Raw genomic sequence first — 17,999 nt, 5'->3', positions numbered from 1 at the left:
GCCCGGCCTGCCAGTCTGGCCCAAAGCGGAGGTAAAGATGTCTGATCCAATCGAAGTCTTGCAGTTCTGGATCGAAGAGATCGGCCCCGAGGGCTGGTATGCGGGCGATCCGGCAACCGATGACGCCTGCGCCGCGCGTTTCGGCGAGCTGCTGGAAGCGTTGCAGAGCGGCGGGCTGGAACACTGGATTGACGGCCCGATCGGCACGCTGGCCTATCTGGTGATCGCCGATCAGTTTTCGCGCAATATCCATCGCGGCAGTGCCAAAGCCTTTGCCAGCGACCCGATGGCCCGTGCGGCGGCACGTGTCGCGCTGGATGAGGGCTGGGATCTGGGCGCACCCGAGCCCGAGCGGCAGTTCTTCTACATGCCCTTTGAGCACTCGGAGGATCTGGCTGACCAGGATCTGGCGGTGCAACTTTTCGAGGAGCGCATGCCGGAAAACCCCGATAGCCTGCTTCATGCCCGCGCCCATCGGGAAATCATCCGCCTGTTCGGCCGCTTTCCCTTTCGAAACCAGGCGCTTGGCCGCGAAACCACTCCTGCCGAGGCCGAATTTCTTGCACAAGGGGCCTATCCGGCCCTGGTCGAAAGACTGCGCAGCAGCCATGCATCAGACGCATAGCGTTGCGGCACCACCTTTGTTGCACGATTAAACCAGATTGTTTAAGGGTAAACCAGTTTATCCGAGGGAGGAATGAATGGCCGATCAGCACTTCGATGTGATCGTGATTGGGTCTGGGCCGGGCGGCTATGTCGCGGCGATCCGGGCGGCCCAGCTGGGCCAGAAAGTCGCCGTGGTCGAACGCGAGCACCTGGGCGGTATCTGCCTGAACTGGGGCTGTATTCCCACCAAGGCGCTTTTGCGCTCTTCCGAGGTGTTTCACCTGATGCACCGCGCCAAGGAATTTGGCCTGAAAGCCGAGGGGATCTCTTACGATCTTCCCGCCGTCGTTGCCCGCTCGCGCGGGGTGGCGAAACAGCTGGCGGGTGGCGTTGGCCATTTGCTGAAGAAGAACAAGGTGACCGTGGTCATGGGGACCGCGAAATTGCTGGCGGGCAGCAAGGTCGAGGTGAAAACCGACAAGGGCACCGAGACGCTGGCGGCCAAAAACATCATCCTGGCCACCGGGGCCCGCGCCCGTGAACTGCCCGGCCTTGAGGCCGATGGCGACCTGGTCTGGAGCTATAAGCACGCGCTGGTGGCAAGCCGGATGCCGAAAAAGCTGCTGGTGATCGGATCCGGCGCGATTGGCATCGAATTTGCCAGCTTCTTCAATACGCTGGGCGCTGAGACCACTGTCGTCGAGGTGATGGATCGCATCCTGCCAGTGGAAGACGCGGAAATCTCGGCCTTTGCGAAGAAGCAATTCGTGAAGCAGGGGATGAAGATCCTCGAAAAGGCTGCCGTGAAAAAGCTCGACCGTCAGCCCGGCAAGGGCGTCACCGCCCATATTGAGATCGGCGGCAAGGTTGAAACCCAGGAGTTTGACACCGTGATCTCGGCGGTGGGCATTGTCGGCAATGTCGAAAACCTGGGCCTCGAAGAGCTGGGCGTGAAAATCGACCGCACCCATGTCGTCACAGATGAGTTCTGCCGCACCGGCGTGCCCGGCCTTTTCGCCATCGGCGATATAGCGGGCGCCCCCTGGCTTGCCCATAAGGCCAGCCATGAGGGCGTGATGGTGGCAGAGCTGATCGCGGGTCAGCATCCGCATCCCATCAAGCCGGGCTCGATCGCGGGCTGCACCTATTGTCACCCGCAGGTGGCATCGGTTGGCCTGACCGAGGCGAAGGCGAAAGAGCAGGGCTATGAGATCCGCGTTGGTCGCTTCCCCTTTATCGGCAACGGCAAGGCGATTGCACTTGGCGAGCCAGAGGGCCTGGTCAAGACCATTTTCGACGCCAAAACCGGCGAGTTGCTGGGCGCCCATATGGTTGGTGCCGAGGTGACCGAGCTGATCCAGGGCTATATCGTCGGCCGCACGCTGGAAACCACCGAGGCAGAGCTGATGGAAACCGTCTTCCCGCATCCGACCCTGTCGGAAATGATGCATGAATCGGTGCTGAACGCCTATGGTCGGGCGATCCACTTCTGAAGGAAGGCGGGGCAGATGCCGTCACTGAACCGGATCGTGATGCAACAGGTCAGCCGCCAATGGCTGCGTGATCTCGATCCGGCCCGGTTACATGCGGCGGAGATCTCTGGAAACTGGGGGGAACGTCTGGGCTTTCGCAGTCATCAGGCGTTCCATTTTCCCGATTTCGACCCCTGTAACGGCCCATTCCGCAATGCCGATGGCAAGGTGATGAAGTTCGACATCATCCTGGCCAATCAGGTCTGGGAACATATCGAGCGCCCCTATGCAGCCCTGCGCAGCGTCTGGAAGATGCTGCGGCCTGGCGGATATTTCTGGCTGGCTGTGCCGTTTTTCGTGCCTTATCATGCGGTTCCGGTCGATTGCTCACGTTGGTCGGCACGCGGGCTGCGCAATCTTCTGATCGAAGGCGGCTTTGATGAGGACAGCATCATGGCCGCACAATGGGGCAATCGGGCTGCCGCCTTGCGCAACCTGGAGCCTGCCTGGCCGCCAGAGGCCGGCGAGACCGACGATCTGACCAATGACCCCAATTTTCCGCTGGTCTCCTAGGCTTTGGGGCGCAAGCCCTGAGAGGCGCTGTAAACTTTGCGAAATCTGCCGAAAATGCCGCAGTCTGCAGGTTTATCGGCTTGCGGTAGGGTGCGGGGCGGTTTATATGCGCGGCACTTCACAGGCGGAGGCGGGCTTTGCGGGGAGAAATCCTGCAACAGTCCACCGGTTGGGGCATCTGCTCTGAAATCCTCCGCTCAGGCGCAAACCGGAAAGGTATTTGGACATGGCGCTCCCTGAATTCTCGATGCGTCAGCTCTTGGAAGCTGGCGTTCACTACGGTCACCAGACTCAGCGCTGGAACCCGCGGATGGCGGAGTACATCTATGGCGACCGCAACGGTATCCATATCGTTGACCTGACCCAGACCGTCCCGCTGCTGGACCAGGCTCTGAAAGTCGTGCGCGACACCGTCGCCAAAGGCGGCCGTATCCTCTTTGTTGGCACCAAGCGTCAGGCTCAGAAGCCGATCGCCGAAGCCGCTGAGAAATGCGCACAATACTACATGAACCACCGCTGGCTGGGCGGCACGCTGACCAACTGGAAAACCATTTCCCAGTCGATTCAGCGTCTTAAGCAAATCGACGAGACCCTTGCTTCGGGCGCAGAAGGCCTGACCAAGAAAGAGCGTCTCGGCATGGAACGCGACCAGGCCAAGCTGCAGGCTTCGCTGGGCGGGATCCGTGAAATGGGCGGCGTTCCTGACCTGCTGTTCATCATCGATGTTGGCAAAGAAGACCTCGCCATCCTCGAAGCACAAAAGCTGGGCATCCCGGTTGTGGGCGTCGTCGACACCAACAACTCGCCCAAAGGCGTCAGCCACGTGATCCCGGGCAACGACGACGCGGCCCGCGCTATCGCACTTTACTGCGACCTGATCGCACGCGCAGCGCTGGACGGCATGTCGGCGCAGCTGGGTGCTGCAGGCGTTGATCTCGGCGCGCTGGACGAGGCTCCGGCCGAAGAAGCGACCGCCGAAGAAGCCTGATCGGAGCAGGGGGCAGCATTTGCCCCCTTCACCGTCACCGGGTTGTTGCACGGCGGGGATAGCCCCGCCGTAGTCCGTTTCCGCCCGATGTAATTCCGTTCCGAAGGAGCACTAAAATGAGCATCACCGCAGCAATGGTGAAAGAACTGCGCGAGACGACCGGCGCAGGCATGATGGACGCGAAAAAAGCGCTGACCGAAACCAATGGCGACATGGAAGCCGCGGTTGACTGGCTGCGCACCAAAGGCCTGGCGAAAGCCGCCAAAAAGGCTGACCGCGTTGCGGCAGAGGGCCTGGTTGGCGTTTCTGTCACCGCTGGCAAAGGCGTGGCTATCGAGATCAACTCGGAAACCGACTTCGTGGCGAAAAACGCCGACTTCCAGAAGCTGGTCCGTGAGATCACCGAAGTCGCTCTGACCACCGCCAATGACGTCGAAGTGCTGAAGGCCACCCATCTGAACGGCAAGCCCGTTTCGGAAGTGCTGACCGACGCAATCGCCCGTATCGGCGAGAACATGACCCTGCGCCGGATGCATGCGCTGGAAGGTGACACGGTTGTGTCTTACGTCCACAATGCGGCCACCGACGGCATGGGCAAAATCGGCGTGCTGGTTGCGCTGAAAGGCGAAGGCGCAAAGGCGCAAGAGATCGGCAAGCAATTCGCTATGCATATCGCTGCGACCAACCCGCTGTCGCTGTCGGAAGCAACCCTTGATCCGGTCGTGGTCGAGCGCGAGCTGGCCGTGCAAACCGCCAAGGCGCTGGAAGAAAATGCGTCCTCGGCCAAGCCCAAGCCCGAGCAGGTGATCCACAACAACATCATCCCGGGCCGGATGAAGAAATTCCTCGCCGAGAACACGCTTCTGGGCCAGGCTTTCGTCATCAATCCCGACCTGACCGTTGAAGCGGCTGCCAAAGAAGCTGGCGTCGAAATCACCGGCTATGCCCGTGTGGCCGTCGGCGAAGGCATCGAGAAGAAAGAAGAAGATTTCGCGGCAGAAGTTGCGAAAACTCTTGCTGGCGGCTGATCCAGCCCAGGCGTTGAAAGACAGGGGCCGTGCCGAAAGGTGCGGCCCTTTTCTTATGTCAGGTCAGAGGCGCTGGCAGGATCGGCTGGCATCTGACTGAATTTGCAAGGGAAACCGGGGCAGGGTGCCTGCGCTTTTATCGCGCGGCCTGGGCTGCTGGCGCGGGGAAGTTCTGGAAAATCATATTCAGCAAAGCCCCCTTTGCCACCGCCTGCGCCGTGGTCTCGACAGCCAGGGCATCGCGGGCAAGGCGCAGATGCTTTTCAACCATCGCCGAGGAAACCCCCATCAGCAAAGCCACATCCTGGGTGGTCTTGCCATCGGCCACCCATTCCAGCGCCTCGCGCTGGCGCGGGCTGAGCGCGCGTGATTTCGTCAGCTGCGGCAGCTGAACGATGCGCAGATGCATCATATTGGCGATGGCGTTGATCTCATCATGACGTTCGCGGACGATCTCTTCGACATCCTCATGGCTGAGATTTTGATCGGCGATCAGGCCCAATGCGCCCCTGGCGCGCGAGGAGGTCTCGGGGAAACTGACGGTCAGGCCGGCGCGAATGCCATTGCTGTCATTCTGGCGCACAAGATCGGCCTCGGCGGGGGAAAGGCGGCCCTCGGCCAGGGCGTCATGCACCCATTTCCAGGTCTTCAGGCCTGAATTCCGTTCTGCCCAGCGAAAAACCGGGCTGCGGCTGAACAGGCCGCTTTCAAAATAGCGCCGCGCATAGGTCTGATCCATGGTGCTGAGAAACAGCGCGTCATCAGGGTCGCCAATGGTTTTCAGGTGGCGAAAGCGGGTGAAGCCGTAATTCGCCCGGGCAAAGCCGATGCCTGCGAAATGGCTGGTGGCAATTTCCCATGTCTCATCGATCGAGCTTGCGCAGGCGATCTGGCCAAGCAGTTCAAGAACGGTGTTACAGGTCATTTCAAACCTCCCCTGGTGTGGCGCGATCTGCATGGGCTTGTCGCCCATACTGCCGCCAATGATTGCTGTCTGTCTGATATAGAGACGTCGGCACCCTGGGGGACCTTGGTGAGATTTTGAAAAAAACGTGCTTTGGTTGATTTTTTTTTCGGGAAACGGCAGACAGAAAAACACCCGGCACCATGGGCGCCGGGTGTATCTGATTGTATTTACGTGCTTTTCGCGCAGATCAGGCCGGGATTGCCATGCCTTTGCTGCGGGCCAGATCTCGCATCCGCGCCTGCAGCTTTTCGAAAGCACGCACTTCGATCTGGCGGATCCGCTCACGCGAGACGCCATAGTTTTCCGACAGATCTTCCAGCGTAACGGGCTCTTCGGAAAGGCGGCGCTGCATGAGGATGTCTTTCTCACGGTCATTGAGAACCGACATCGCCTCAGTCAGCATCTGGCGGCGGGTGTCCAGCTCATCTTGCTCGGCATAGGCGCCTGCCTGATCGCTGTCCTCATCCTCAAGCCAGTCCTGCCACTGGGTCGCGCCATCGCCATCTGATCCGACCGTCGCGTTCAGCGAGGCATCAGAGCCTGACAGACGGCGGTTCATCTCGACGACTTCGGTCTCGGACACCGACAAATCTTTGGCAATCTGGGCCAGGTTTTCCGGCCGCAGATCACCCTCTTCCAACGCGCCGACCTTGGCCTTGGCCTTGCGCAGATTGAAGAACAGTTTCTTTTGCGCCGAGGTGGTGCCCATTTTCACCAAAGACCACGAACGCAGGATATATTCCTGGATCGAGGCGCGGATCCACCACATGGCATAGGTCGCCAGCCGGAAGCCTTTTTCCGGATCAAAGCGTTTGACCGCCTGCATCAGGCCAACATTGGCCTCAGAGATGACCTCTGCCTGCGGCAGGCCATAGCCGCGATAGCCCATGGCAATTTTTGCGGCCAGCCGCAGATGCGAGGTGACCAGCTGGTGGGCCGCTTTCGAATCCTGGCGTTCCGTCCAGGCTTTGGCCAGCATGTATTCCTGCTCTGGCTCAAGCAGTGGAAATTTGCGGATTTCCTGCAGATAGCGATTAAGACCCTGCTCAGGGCTGGGTGCGGGAAGGTTGGTATAGGTGCTCATGTCTGCCCCCTGTTTCTTCTTCCGGTGCCATTAGCCCCCGGAGAACCGCTTCACTTATGGTTCACCCTCACTCGTTACAAGAGATGGGTCAACGAAAGATGAAGGTGACATGGGAAGCGGGGGCGCGGGCTGAAAGGTTTGTGACAGAGGGTTCACGTGAATGTCACCAGGGCCGCGGCAATCCCCGTCGAAGTTAAGGCTCTGTCGCGACTGGGTTTCCTGCAGCAAGGGCCGGGGGATCGGCGTGGTAATCCCCTTTTTCGCAAGGGGCGGCTTCAGGCCCTGACCCTGGCCCTCACATTGCCTTGATCAGGCCTGGCCTTTTCCTCAGCCGGCCTGCTGCGGTGGGGCCGGCTGAGGGATTTTGCAAAGGATCTACGCCTCTTCGCTTGCCGACAGGGTTCTGAAATCGCTGCCCGAAGGCGCCTGGAATACCGCCAGGCCGAATTCGGGAAGCACGCCATAGAGATGGTCGAAGATATCGGATTGAATTGCTTCATAGGCGACCCAGGCGATCGTATCGGTGAAGCAATATATCTCGATTGGCAGGCCGTTGGCCTCTGGCGGAAGCTGGCGCACGATCATTGTCATATCCTGCCGCAGCAGCGAATGCGCCTTCAGATAGCTTTCGACATAGGCGCGAAAGGTGCCGATATTCGTCAGACGACGACGGTTTACGCTGGCATCTGCGGGTTCCAGCAGGGCGTTCCACTCAGACAATTCGCGGGTCTTGCGTTCGATATAGGCCCGGATCGGCTTCATCTGCTGCAGGTTGCGCAGTTCGTCATCTGTCAGATAGCGAATGGTGTTCTGGTCGATGTTAATCGCACGCTTGATCCGGCGACCGCCGGACTCTTGCATGCCACGCCAGTTTTTGAAGGGCTGGGTCACCAGGTTGCGGATCGGCACCGTGGTGATCGTCTTGTCCCAGTTCTGCACCTTGACGGTGTGCAGGGCGATTTCGATAACATCCCCATCGGCATTCTGCGCCGGCATTTCGATCCAGTCGCCGACCTTGACCATATCGGTAGAGCTGATCTGAACCGAGGCAACCAGCGACAGCAGCGTATCCTGAAACACAAGGATCAGCACCGCGGTCAGCGCGCCCAGACCGGACAAGAGGATCATCGGGGATCGGTCGATAACTGCAGCGACCATCAAAATGGCGGCGATGCCATAAACAGCAATTGTCGCGACCTGGACATATCCCTTGATCGAGCGGCCATTGCCGTCCTGACGCCGGTTCCAGATCGTATGGAACAGCCCAAGCGCCGCCGAGATCGCCATGGCGAACACCAGGATGATGAAGGCATTGGCCACATTGCCGATGACAGTGGCCACGGCTGCAGGCAGTCCGGGCACCTGAACGATCCCGACCGAGATGACCAGCGCGGGGGCCGCATTGGCGATCCTTGCAATCACCCCTGACCGGACGACCTCAGCGCCCTGCAGAAAATGAAACGCCCCGATCAGCCGATGAAGGATCCGTACCAATGCGACTTTTACGACGTAATTCACAAAAGCGGCCGCAAGCAGCAGCAGCGCCAGCCAGAAAATGGTTTCGATCCACGGGTTATCGACCGCGATGGCCCGGAGGTTGCTCATAAAACACGTCTCTCATCTGTTTGTGCCAGTAAGGGCTGGGCCGGTCAGTTTGCCCGCTGAGGCCGCGTGATGCAACGCCGGACCAGAAAGGCAGGCCCGCAGGGCTTCCGCGCAGCATCAAACCTGCGCCTTGCGGCCCCTTTCTAAAATGGACGGGCGGCCGATTGCTGGGCGGTTTTTCGATGAGGCCCTGCAAAGAGGATCACGCGCAGGGATTGGCAGCGGTTGGCAGGGGGCTGGCCAGGGGCTGGCAGGCTGGCCCTGGCCTTGCGAATGCCAGAGATGATTTCACATCAGATTTCTTGCGAAACAGGCTGTCTCTGTTTCGCAATTCAGAAATTTATCGTCTAATTTATCGTCTGAGGATATGGAGCGGGCGAAGGGAATCGAACCCTCGTCATCTGGTTGGGAACCAGGAGCTTTACCATTAAGCTACGCCCGCGCACAAAGCCCGAATAGCCGCAGTCGTGGCCAAGTGCAAGCCTCACTTTGCGATGTGGGCGCAGAGATCAGCCGCGCCGCCGCCTGCGCCCGCCATCTCCGCTGCCGCCGGTATTGAAGGACAGATCGGGCAGGGTGACGACCTTCGCCAGCTCGGGGAAGGTATCAACCGCATTCGGGATCGCGCTGGCATTGACGAAATGTTCCTGAAAGCGCGGCTCGATTGCCGTTTCCACCTTGTGGATCTGGTGCACGGTGGCCTCGATCTGATCGCGGGCCGCGCGGTTCAACAGCGCGATCCGCGCCCCGGTGCCCGCCGCATTCCCGGCCGAGGTGACCTTTTCCAGCGGCACATCCGGGATCATCCCCAGCACCATCGCATGTTTGGGCGAGATATGGGCGCCGAAGGCCCCGGCCAGAGTCACCCGGTCGACATGCTCGACCCCCATCTCATCCATCAACAGCTTCGCTCCGGCGTAAAGCGCCGATTTTGCCAGTTGAATCGCGCGGATATCGCCCTGTGTTACAGTGATCCTGGGCCCGCCCTGTTCAGAGCCGTCATGGATCAGGTAAGAGAAGGTGCGCCCATTGGCCTCAGAGCGCAGGGTTCCGGTTTGCTCGGGGCTGCCGATCAGCCCGCTTGCATCCAGCAGGCCCGCCATCCGCATCTCGGCCACCGCCTCGATAATGCCAGAGCCGCAGATGCCGCTGATCCCGGTTTTCGCGACCGCCTCGGCAAAGCCCGCCTCATCCGACCACAGATCAACACCGATCACCCGGAAGCGCGGCTCTTTGGTCAGGGGATCAATGGTGATCCGCTCAATCGCACCTGGCGCGGCGCGTTGCCCGGAAGAGATCTGCGCGCCTTCAAAAGCAGGCCCGGTCGGGGACGAGCAGGCCAGCACGCGTTTCTCATTTCCAAGCAGGATCTCGGCATTGGTGCCTACATCAACTATAAGCACCATGTCTTTGGATTTGTTCGGTTCTTCCGACAAAGCCACCGCTGCCGCATCGGCACCCACATGGCCCGCGATACAGGGCAGCACATAGACCCGCGCATTGTGGTTCATCGCGGTCAGATCCAGCGCCCGCGCATCCAGCGACAGCGAATCCGAGGTGGCCAGCGCAAAGGGGGCCTGGCCCAGCTCGACCGGGTCGATGCCGAGGAAAAGGTGATGCATGACCGGATTGAAAACGATAACCATTTCATAGATTTGCGAGGCAGAGATCCCGGCCTCCTGCGCGATCGACAAGACCAGGCTGTTCACCGCCTCACGCACGGCTTTTGTCATCTCGACATCGCCGCCGGGGTTCATCATCGCATAAGAGACGCGGCTCATCAGATCCTCGCCAAAGCGGATCTGCGGGTTCATCAGCCCCGAAGAGGCCAGCACCTTGCCCGTGGACAGATCGCAAAGATGGGCGGCGATGGTGGTCGAGCCCAGATCGACCGCCAGGCCGTAAAGGGGCGCCTCGGAATAGCCGGGGAAGATCTCAAGCAGGCGATGGCTTTCATCGTGATTGCCCTGGTTCACAACCGCCGTGACCTTCCATTCGCCCTTGCGCAAGACAGGCTGCAGTTTGCGCAGAATGGAAAGATCAGCCGTGATCCCATTGATATTCCATTGTTCTTTCAATGCGCGGGCCAGGCGTTCAAAGTCGCCGGTCGGCACATGCATATCGGGCTCTTCAACCTCGACGTAAAAGCTGCGGGTGGCCGGATCCATGGCAATCTCACGCTCGGTCGCAGATTTGCGGATCACCTGCTTATGGACCTGGCTTTCGGGCGGCACGTCGATCACCACATCGCCCATCACCTTGGCCTGACAGCCAAGCCTGCGCCCATCAGCCAGGCCCCGGATGCGGTTATAACGGTCCTCGACCGCGTTCCATTCAGACAGCGCATCGGCGGCGACGGTCACGCCATGTTTGGGAAACTCGCCATAGCCAGGGGTGATCTGGCATTTTGAGCAGATCCCCCGTCCGCCGCAGACAGAATCGAGATCCACGCCTAAGGATCGGGCCGCCTGCAGCACCGGGGTGCCATGCGGGAAACGGCCGCGCTTGCCCGAGGGGGTGAAAATGACGAGTGCGTCTTGTGACATGGGATTGGCCTTTGCTCTCACGCGCAGGATTGGTTCTAGCCTGGGCGCGGGCCATGGCAAGGGCGGTAAGCGTCAGGTTGCGACCTGTTCGCGGCGTGTTTGCGACATGGATCACCCTCCGCAGGCGCAGCCATGCACAAAACAGCCGTTGACGGCGACCGGGGCGGCGACTAGCGGAGAGGCATGGCACGTGCACCTCTTCTTCAGCTTTCGGGGATTTCGCTGACTTTCGGCGGCAATCCGGTATTCGATGATCTTTCGCTGACCGTTCAGCCCGGTGACCGGGTGGCGCTGGTCGGGCGCAATGGGTCGGGAAAATCCACTCTTATGAAGGTGATGGCCGGGATTGTTGAGCCGGATAAAGGCTCTGTCGTGGTCTCTGCCGGAACCACCGTCGGCTATATGGAGCAAGACCCGGATCTGTCGGGCTATGAGACTTTGGGCGATTTCGCGGCCTCGCGTCTGCCCGAGGATGAGAGCTGGCGGCTGTATGCGGTGGCGGAAGGGCTGAAATTCGACCCTGCGGTTCCGGTTGCCACCGCCTCGGGCGGGGAAAAGCGGCGCGCGGCGCTGGCGAAGCTGCTGGCCGAGGCGCCAGAGCTGATGCTGCTGGACGAGCCGACCAACCACCTGGACATTCAGGCCATCGAATGGCTGGAAAATGAGCTGCGCGACACGCGGGCGGCCTTCGTGCTGATCAGCCACGACCGCGCGTTCCTGAAGGCGCTGACCCGCGCCACCCTGTGGATCGATCGCAGCGAAGTGCGCAGGCGTGAGGCAGGGTTTGAAGGCTTCGAGGACTGGCGCGAGACGATCTGGGCCGAAGAGGATGAGGCGCGCCACAAGCTGGACCGCAAGATCAAGGCCGAGGCGAAATGGGCGGTTGAGGGCATCTCGGCGCGGCGCAAGCGCAATCAGGGCCGGGTGCGGGCGCTGGCGGCGCTGCGCGAAGAGCGGGCCTCGCAGATCCGCCGTCAGGGCACCGCCGCGATGGCGCTGGAAAGCGGCCCGGTCTCGGGCAAGCGGGTGGTTGAGGCGGTCGGGCTGAGCAAGGCCTTTGAGGGCAAGACCATCGTCCGCGATTTCGATCTGCGGGTGCAGCGCGGCGACCGGGTGGCCTTTGTCGGGCCGAACGGGGTGGGCAAGACCACGCTGCTGAAACTGCTGACCGGAGAGATCGCGCCCGATGCGGGCACGGTGACGTTGGGCACCAGCCTGGAGATCGCGGTTTTCGACCAGACCCGCTCACGCCTCGATCCCAATGCCACCCTGTGGGAGAACCTGACCGGCGATCCGCTGATGGCGGTGTCTGGGGCCTCTGACCAGGTGATGGTGCGGGGCGTGCCAAAGCATGTGGTCGGCTATCTGAAAGAGTTCCTCTTTGATGACGCCCAGGCGCGGGCCCCGGTGCGATCCCTGTCAGGGGGCGAGAAGGCGCGGCTTTTGCTGGCCAAAATCATGGCCTTGCCGTCCAATCTTCTGATAATGGATGAACCTACCAACGATCTGGATGTCGAAACGCTGGATCTGCTGCAGGACATCCTGGGCGAGTTTGACGGCACGGTTCTGCTGGTCAGCCATGACCGCGATTTCATCGACCGGGTGGCGACGACCACGGTGGCGATGGAAGGCGGCGGGCGGGTTACGGCCTATCCGGGCGGCTGGTCGGATTACGTCAGCCAGCGTCCGTCTTTGGCGCAGCAAAGCGCGGATACCCCCGCGGCCAAACCCGCATCGGCGGCGAAAGCTGTGGCCAGCCCTGTGGCCAGCGCAAAGCCAGCCTCGGCGCTGAGCTTTACCGAGAAAAAGCGGCTGGCCGACCTGCCAGGCGTGATTGAAAAACTGGCGACAGAGATCACCCGGATCGAGGAATTGCTGGCCCAGCCCGATTTGTTTGAGCGTGAGCCCGTCAAGTTCCGCAAAGCCAGCGAAATGCTGGCCGAGCGTCAGCAGAGCCTGGCATCGGCTGAGGAAGAATGGCTGGATCTGGCGGCCCGCGACGAATAGGGCCGTCAGAACCTGCGGGAAATCCGCCGGATTGTGCCGCCCGATCGGCGGGATCTGGCCGAAACTGAACCGAACAGTTCACGCCAGATCGCGCAGCATTCACGTCCCGGTGAGGCCCGCTTGTGCGGACCGCAAAAGAGGATCACCTCTCTCGACGACACGCGCTGATTGCGGAAGTAGCTGCAGCGACGTGAAACAATGGAGAGTGAACGATGAAAACCTTTGCAGCCGTTGTCGCCCTTGCAGGTCTGGCTGCCCCGGCCTTTGCCGGTGGCCCGACCACTGTGGTTGATGAACCGCTGGTTGTTGCTGCGCCAGCCGTTGTTGTCGCTGCGCCCCAGGGCAACTGGGATGGGGCCTATGGCGGTCTTAGCCTCGGCTATGGCTCGTTTGAGGGCGATCTTGCTGGCAGCAAGGTCTTTGACGGTGACGGCACCATCGGTGGTGTCCAGCTGGGCTATCGCTGGGATCTGGGCAATACCGTTCTGGGTGTCGAGGCCGCTTACTCCGGCTCTGATGTCAAAGACGATGGCGTTGACGCAAAGCTGAAAAACAAGACCGACCTGAAGCTGCAGCTTGGCTATGATCTTGGCCAGTCGCTGGTCTATGCAACCGCTGGTGCCTCCTGGGCCAAAGCCAGCGTGGCGGGCGCGGATTATTCCGACAATGGCTGGGTGGCCGGTCTGGGCTATGACTATGACCTGGGCAACAACTGGCTGGTCGGTGCCGAGTATCTCTACAATAAATTCGACGATTTCGACAAATCCGGCGTTGATCTCGATGGCAGCACCTTTGCCATCCGCGCGAACTATCGCTTCTGATCAGCGGCGGCCTGGCTGAGCCAGATTTGCCCCGGCAGATCATGGCTCGGCGATCCCGTCTGAATTGCGGCGTCGCCTCTTTGCGGAGGCGGCGCCGTTTCTGTTTCGGCTGTGGGATGCGTCGCGATTATGGCTTGGCAGCGGACTGCCATTCTGGCACATCCGTGCGCATGCGCCAGAATGGGCGCGGATGATCGGGCAGATGGCTGCCGGTCAGGACAGAACAAGGTGAGGATGGGGCCAGTCACATGACCGGATTGCGCATTACCCCTGACTGCTGCATTAACCGCTGATCCAGGATCGCGCGGGCGGCTTCGTCTATTCTCAGGACAGAGCACTTGGCCCCGCGCGGGGAAAAGCATCGCGCGAGGAGTTAAACTGGTGACCATCCGGCTGACCAATTCAAAGACGCGTCGCAAGGAAGAGTTCACGCCGCTCCGCGAGGGGCAGGTGTCGATGTATGTCTGCGGCCCGACCGTTTATGACCGCGCCCATATCGGCAATGCGCGCCCGGTGGTGGTGTTTGACACGCTGTTCCGGCTGCTGCGTCATGTTTACGGTGCGGATGCGGTGACCTACGCGCGAAACTTCACCGATGTGGATGACAAGATCAACGCCCGCGCCGCCGAGACCGGCCGCCCGATCCGCGACATCACCGATGAGACCATCGGCTGGTATCATGAGGATATGGATGCGCTAGGCGCGCTGCGGCCCACGCATGAGCCACGCGCCACCGAATATATCGGTGCGATGATTGCGATGATCGGGGGGCTGATCCAGGGCGGTCATGCCTATGAGGCCTCGGGCCATGTGCTGTTCCGGGTGCGCTCTTATGCGGAATACGGGGCGCTGTCGGGGCGCTCGGTCGATGATATGATCGCGGGCGCGCGGGTTGAGGTTGCGCCCTATAAAGAAGATCCGATGGATTTCGTGCTCTGGAAGCCCTCGGAGGCTGGAGTGCCAGGCTGGGACAGCCCCTGGGGGTTTGGCCGTCCGGGCTGGCATATCGAATGCTCGGCCATGTCATATGAGTTGCTGGGCGAAAGTTTCGACATCCACGGCGGCGGGCTGGATCTGCAATTCCCCCATCATGAGAATGAGATCGCGCAAAGCTGCTGCGCCCATCCGCATGGGTCTTTCGCGAAGGTCTGGATGCACAATGAGATGCTTCAGGTCGAGGGCAAGAAGATGTCCAAATCCCTGGGCAATTTCTTCACCGTGCGCGATCTGCTGGACCAGGGCTATCCGGGTGAGGTGATCCGGCTGGTCTATCTTGGCACGCATTACAAAAAGCCGATGGACTGGACCGTGGAGAAGGCACGCGAGGCCGAGGGCACTTTGCGCAAATGGCGGGGGCTGGTGAAGGGCGTTGCGCCCTCGCAGCCCGATCAGCGGGTGATTGATGTGATCTCGGATGATCTGAACACTGCCGGGGCGATTGCGGTCCTGCATGATCTGGCACGTGAGGGCGATCTTGCGGGGCTGAAGGCCTCGGCTGCCATGCTTGGGCTGCTGGAAGATCATATGGGGGCCTGGAGTGAGGCCGGAGTTGATCTGACCCCCTGGGCCGAGCGGCTGGCCGCTTTGCGGCAGGCGGCGATGGAAAGCAAGAATTTCGCGCCAGCCGATGCGATGAAGGCGCAGCTGGTCGCGGCGGGGGTTGAGGTGCGGATGTCGAAATCAGGCTGCGAGCTGGTGCCCGGGCCCGGATTTGATGCGGCAAAACTGGAGGCCCTGGACTGATGGAAGCGGCAGGCAGCGGGGGGCTTTCTGCCCCCCACACCCCCCGAGGATATTTTCCGACAGTTGAAAAGACAGGAGTGGCGCGATGAAAGAGCGGCTTTTCCTGTTTGATACCACCCTGCGTGACGGGCAGCAGACCCAGGGGGTGCAGTTCTCAGCGGGCGAAAAGATCTCGATTGCGCGGGCGCTTGACGGGTTGGGCGTCGATTATATCGAGGGCGGCTGGCCCGGGGCCAATCCGACCGACAGTGATTTCTTCCGCGAGGCACCGCAGACGCGGGCGGTGATGACCGCTTTTGGCATGACGAAGCGGGTTGGCCGCTCGGCTGAGAATGACGATGTGCTGGCGGCGGTGCTGGATGCGGGAACGCCCGCGGTTTGCCTGGTGGGCAAGACGCATGATTTCCATGTGATCACTGCGCTTGGGGTGACGCTGGAAGAGAATCTCGCGGCGATCTCGGATTCGGTGCGGCATGTGGTGGCGAAGGGGCGTGAGGCCTTGTTTGACGCCGAGCATTTCTTTGATGGCTACCGCGCCAATCCGGCTTATGCGCTGGAGTGTTTGCAGGCGGCGCTGGCGGCCGGGGCGCGTTGGATCGTGCTTTGCGACACCAATGGCGGCACCCTGCCGGGCGAGGTGGGCCGCGTGGTGGCTGAGGTGATCGCGGCGGGCATTCCCGGGGCGCAGCTGGGCATCCATTGTCATGACGATACCGGCAATGCGGTGGCCAATTCGCTGGCCGCTGTTCAGGCCGGTTGCCGTCAGATCCAGGGCACGCTGAACGGTCTGGGCGAGCGCTGCGGCAATGCCAATCTGATCACCCTGATCCCGACGCTGAAGCTGAAAGAGCCCTTTGCCAGCCAGCTTGAGACCGGGGTCTCGGATGCGGCACTGGCGGGGCTGGTGAAAACCAGCCGTATGCTTGATGACATTCTGAACCGGGTGCCGCTGCGTTCAGCGCCCTATGTGGGGGCCTCGGCCTTCGCGCATAAGGCGGGGCTGCATGCCAGCGCGATCCTGAAGGATCCCTCAACCTATGAGCATCTTGATCCGGCGCTGATCGGCAATGAGCGCCAGATCCCGATGTCGAACCAGGCCGGGCAGTCGAACCTGCGGGCGCGGCTGGCGGCGGCGGGGATCGAGGTTGATCCGAAGGATCCGCGGCTGGCGCGCATCCTGGATGAGATCAAGCGCCGCGAGGATCAGGGCTATGCCTATGATGGCGCCCAGGCCTCTTTCGAGATGGTGGCACGGCGCGAGCTGGGCATGGCTGCGCATTTCTTTGAGGTGCTGCGCTACCGCGTGACGGTCGAGCGGCGGCAGGAACCCGACGGCAGCCGCAAGACGCTGTCAGAGGCTGTGGTGGTGGTCGATGCGGGCGGTGAGCGGATGCTTTCGGTCTCGGAAAGCCAGGATGAGGCGGGGGCGGACCGTGGCCCGGTCAATGCGCTCTGGAAGGCGCTGGCCAAGGATCTGGGGCCCTGGCAGGGGCTGGTTGATGATATGCGGCTGGTCGATTTCAAGGTGCGCATCACCCAGGGCGGCACCGAGGCCGTGACGCGTGTCATCATCGACAGCGAGGACGGGGCGGGTCGGCGCTGGTCGACGGTGGGGGTCTCGGCCAATATCGTTGACGCCTCATTCGAGGCGCTGCTGGATGCGGTGCGCTGGAAGCTGACGCGCGACAGCGGGATCGGGGGCGCGGCGTGAGCCTTGATGCCTGTGCAGAGCTGGTGGCAAAGGGCGATCCTGACCGCTGGCAGGCGCTGATGGCGGCCCCTGTGGCGGCGCGGGCGCAGCTTTTGCCGCTTTTCGCGCTGAACCTTGAGCTGGCGAAAATTCCCTGGGCCACGAAAGAGCCGCTGATCGCCGAGATGCGCCTGCAATGGTGGCGTGAGGTGGTCGAGGCCGCAGCCGCCGGTGAGGCTGCCCGTGCGCATGAGGTTGCAGGGCCATTGAACACGGTGATCCGGGCGCATGGCCTGCCGGTTGCGGTGTTTGACGCGATGATCGAGGCGCGTCGCCATGACGCCTGGGGCGAGCCCTTTGCCGATCAGGCCGCCTTTGCGGATTATCTGAATGCGACCGGGGGCGGGCTTACCTGGCTTTCAGCGCTGGCGCTTGGGGCGCGGCCCGACGCCGAGGCTGCCGTCATGGCCTGGGGCCGGGCGGCGGGGCTGGCCAATTATTTGCGGGCGGTGCCGGAACTTGAGGCGCGGGGCAGGGTGGCGCTGCCCGCTGCCGCCGATACACTGGCGCGTGAGGGGCTTTCCTGGCTTGCCATAGCGCGGGACGGGCGGCGGCTGATACCTCGGCCCGTTGCTGCAGCGCTGCTGCCTGGCTGGCAGGCGGATGCGGTGCTGCGCCGCGCGGTTGCCGATCCAGAGGCGGTGGCCCAGGGGCAGCTGGAGCTGTCAGAGTTTGCAAAGCGCGGGCGTCTGTTGTGGCAGGCCTTTTCCGGGCGCTGGTAAAGCGGGCGCTGGTAAAGAACGACCGCGAAAGCCCGCCTGACGTCTTTGCGTTTTACCAAAGGCCCAAACGAAAAAGCCCCCTGAACG

The 17,999-nt window shown here is 61.6% G+C and carries 14 protein-coding genes and 1 tRNA gene; 10 read left to right on the top strand and 5 right to left on the bottom strand.

Annotated elements, in window-relative coordinates; translation table 11 throughout:
• Positions 1-37: 37 nt before the first annotated feature.
• From HOY34_RS10540 to tsf, 5 genes are all read left to right on the top strand, one after another.
• On the top strand, positions 38-625 hold the full coding sequence (locus HOY34_RS10540) for a DUF924 family protein (RefSeq protein ID WP_172362562.1): 588 nt from the start codon (positions 38-40) through the stop codon (positions 623-625).
• Between the two features lie 76 nt (positions 626-701).
• Positions 702-2,099 (top strand): dihydrolipoyl dehydrogenase, encoded by a 1,398-nt coding sequence (gene lpdA, locus HOY34_RS10535; RefSeq protein WP_172362560.1) that lies wholly within the window; start codon positions 702-704, stop codon positions 2,097-2,099.
• 15 nt (positions 2,100-2,114) lie between these two features.
• Positions 2,115-2,651, top strand: coding sequence for a class I SAM-dependent methyltransferase (locus HOY34_RS10530; RefSeq protein ID WP_172362558.1), 537 nt, complete (start codon positions 2,115-2,117; stop codon positions 2,649-2,651).
• Positions 2,652-2,877: 226 nt separating this feature from the next.
• Positions 2,878-3,639, top strand: coding sequence for a 30S ribosomal protein S2 (rpsB, locus tag HOY34_RS10525; RefSeq protein WP_172362891.1), 762 nt, complete (start codon positions 2,878-2,880; stop codon positions 3,637-3,639).
• Between the two features lie 116 nt (positions 3,640-3,755).
• The gene (gene tsf, locus HOY34_RS10520) at positions 3,756-4,667 is read left to right on the top strand and encodes a translation elongation factor Ts (protein ID WP_172362556.1); all 912 of its coding nucleotides are present in this window, start codon (positions 3,756-3,758) and stop codon (positions 4,665-4,667) included.
• Between the two features lie 136 nt (positions 4,668-4,803).
• Here tsf and HOY34_RS10515 read toward each other — a convergent pair whose 3' ends face one another.
• The 5 genes from HOY34_RS10515 to HOY34_RS10495 all read right to left on the bottom strand — a co-directional run bounded on the left by HOY34_RS10515 (position 4,804) and on the right by HOY34_RS10495 (position 10,869).
• Positions 4,804-5,592, bottom strand: coding sequence for a LuxR family transcriptional regulator (locus tag HOY34_RS10515; protein ID WP_172362554.1), 789 nt, complete (start codon positions 5,590-5,592; stop codon positions 4,804-4,806).
• Between the two features lie 229 nt (positions 5,593-5,821).
• Positions 5,822-6,718, bottom strand: coding sequence for an RNA polymerase sigma factor RpoH (rpoH, locus tag HOY34_RS10510; protein ID WP_172362552.1), 897 nt, complete (start codon positions 6,716-6,718; stop codon positions 5,822-5,824).
• A 375-nt stretch (positions 6,719-7,093) separates the two neighbouring features.
• A complete protein-coding gene (locus HOY34_RS10505) occupies positions 7,094-8,323 on the bottom strand; it encodes a mechanosensitive ion channel family protein (protein ID WP_172362550.1) in 1,230 nt (409 codons plus the stop codon).
• Between the two features lie 368 nt (positions 8,324-8,691).
• A tRNA-Gly gene (locus tag HOY34_RS10500) sits at positions 8,692-8,765 on the bottom strand.
• Between the two features lie 67 nt (positions 8,766-8,832).
• A complete protein-coding gene (locus HOY34_RS10495; protein ID WP_172362548.1) occupies positions 8,833-10,869 on the bottom strand; it encodes an ASKHA domain-containing protein in 2,037 nt (678 codons plus the stop codon).
• A 183-nt stretch (positions 10,870-11,052) separates the two neighbouring features.
• Between HOY34_RS10495 and HOY34_RS10490 the strand changes: the two genes are divergently transcribed.
• From HOY34_RS10490 to HOY34_RS10470, 5 genes are all read left to right on the top strand, one after another.
• A complete protein-coding gene (locus HOY34_RS10490; RefSeq protein WP_172362546.1) occupies positions 11,053-12,876 on the top strand; it encodes an ABC-F family ATP-binding cassette domain-containing protein in 1,824 nt (607 codons plus the stop codon).
• 212 nt (positions 12,877-13,088) lie between these two features.
• Positions 13,089-13,697 carry an outer membrane protein gene (locus HOY34_RS10485; protein WP_172362544.1) on the top strand — a complete coding sequence of 203 codons (609 nt, stop codon included), beginning with the start codon at positions 13,089-13,091 and terminating at the stop codon, positions 13,695-13,697.
• A gap of 378 nt (positions 13,698-14,075) precedes the next feature.
• Positions 14,076-15,440, top strand: a complete 1,365-nt coding sequence (gene cysS, locus HOY34_RS10480; RefSeq protein ID WP_172362889.1) for a cysteine--tRNA ligase — start codon at positions 14,076-14,078, stop codon at positions 15,438-15,440.
• An 85-nt stretch (positions 15,441-15,525) separates the two neighbouring features.
• A complete protein-coding gene (gene cimA / locus HOY34_RS10475; RefSeq protein ID WP_172362542.1) occupies positions 15,526-17,151 on the top strand; it encodes a citramalate synthase in 1,626 nt (541 codons plus the stop codon).
• The gene (locus tag HOY34_RS10470) at positions 17,148-17,912 is read left to right on the top strand and encodes a squalene/phytoene synthase family protein (protein ID WP_172362540.1); all 765 of its coding nucleotides are present in this window, start codon (positions 17,148-17,150) and stop codon (positions 17,910-17,912) included. Before cimA ends, HOY34_RS10470 begins: the two co-directional genes overlap by 4 nt.
• The last annotated feature ends 87 nt before the right edge of the window (positions 17,913-17,999 follow it).

Source organism: Pseudogemmobacter hezensis (assembly GCF_013155295.1).
GTDB classification, from domain to species: Bacteria; Pseudomonadota; Alphaproteobacteria; order Rhodobacterales; family Rhodobacteraceae; genus Pseudogemmobacter; species Pseudogemmobacter hezensis.
This window is presented reverse-complemented; position numbering and strand designations above follow the sequence as displayed.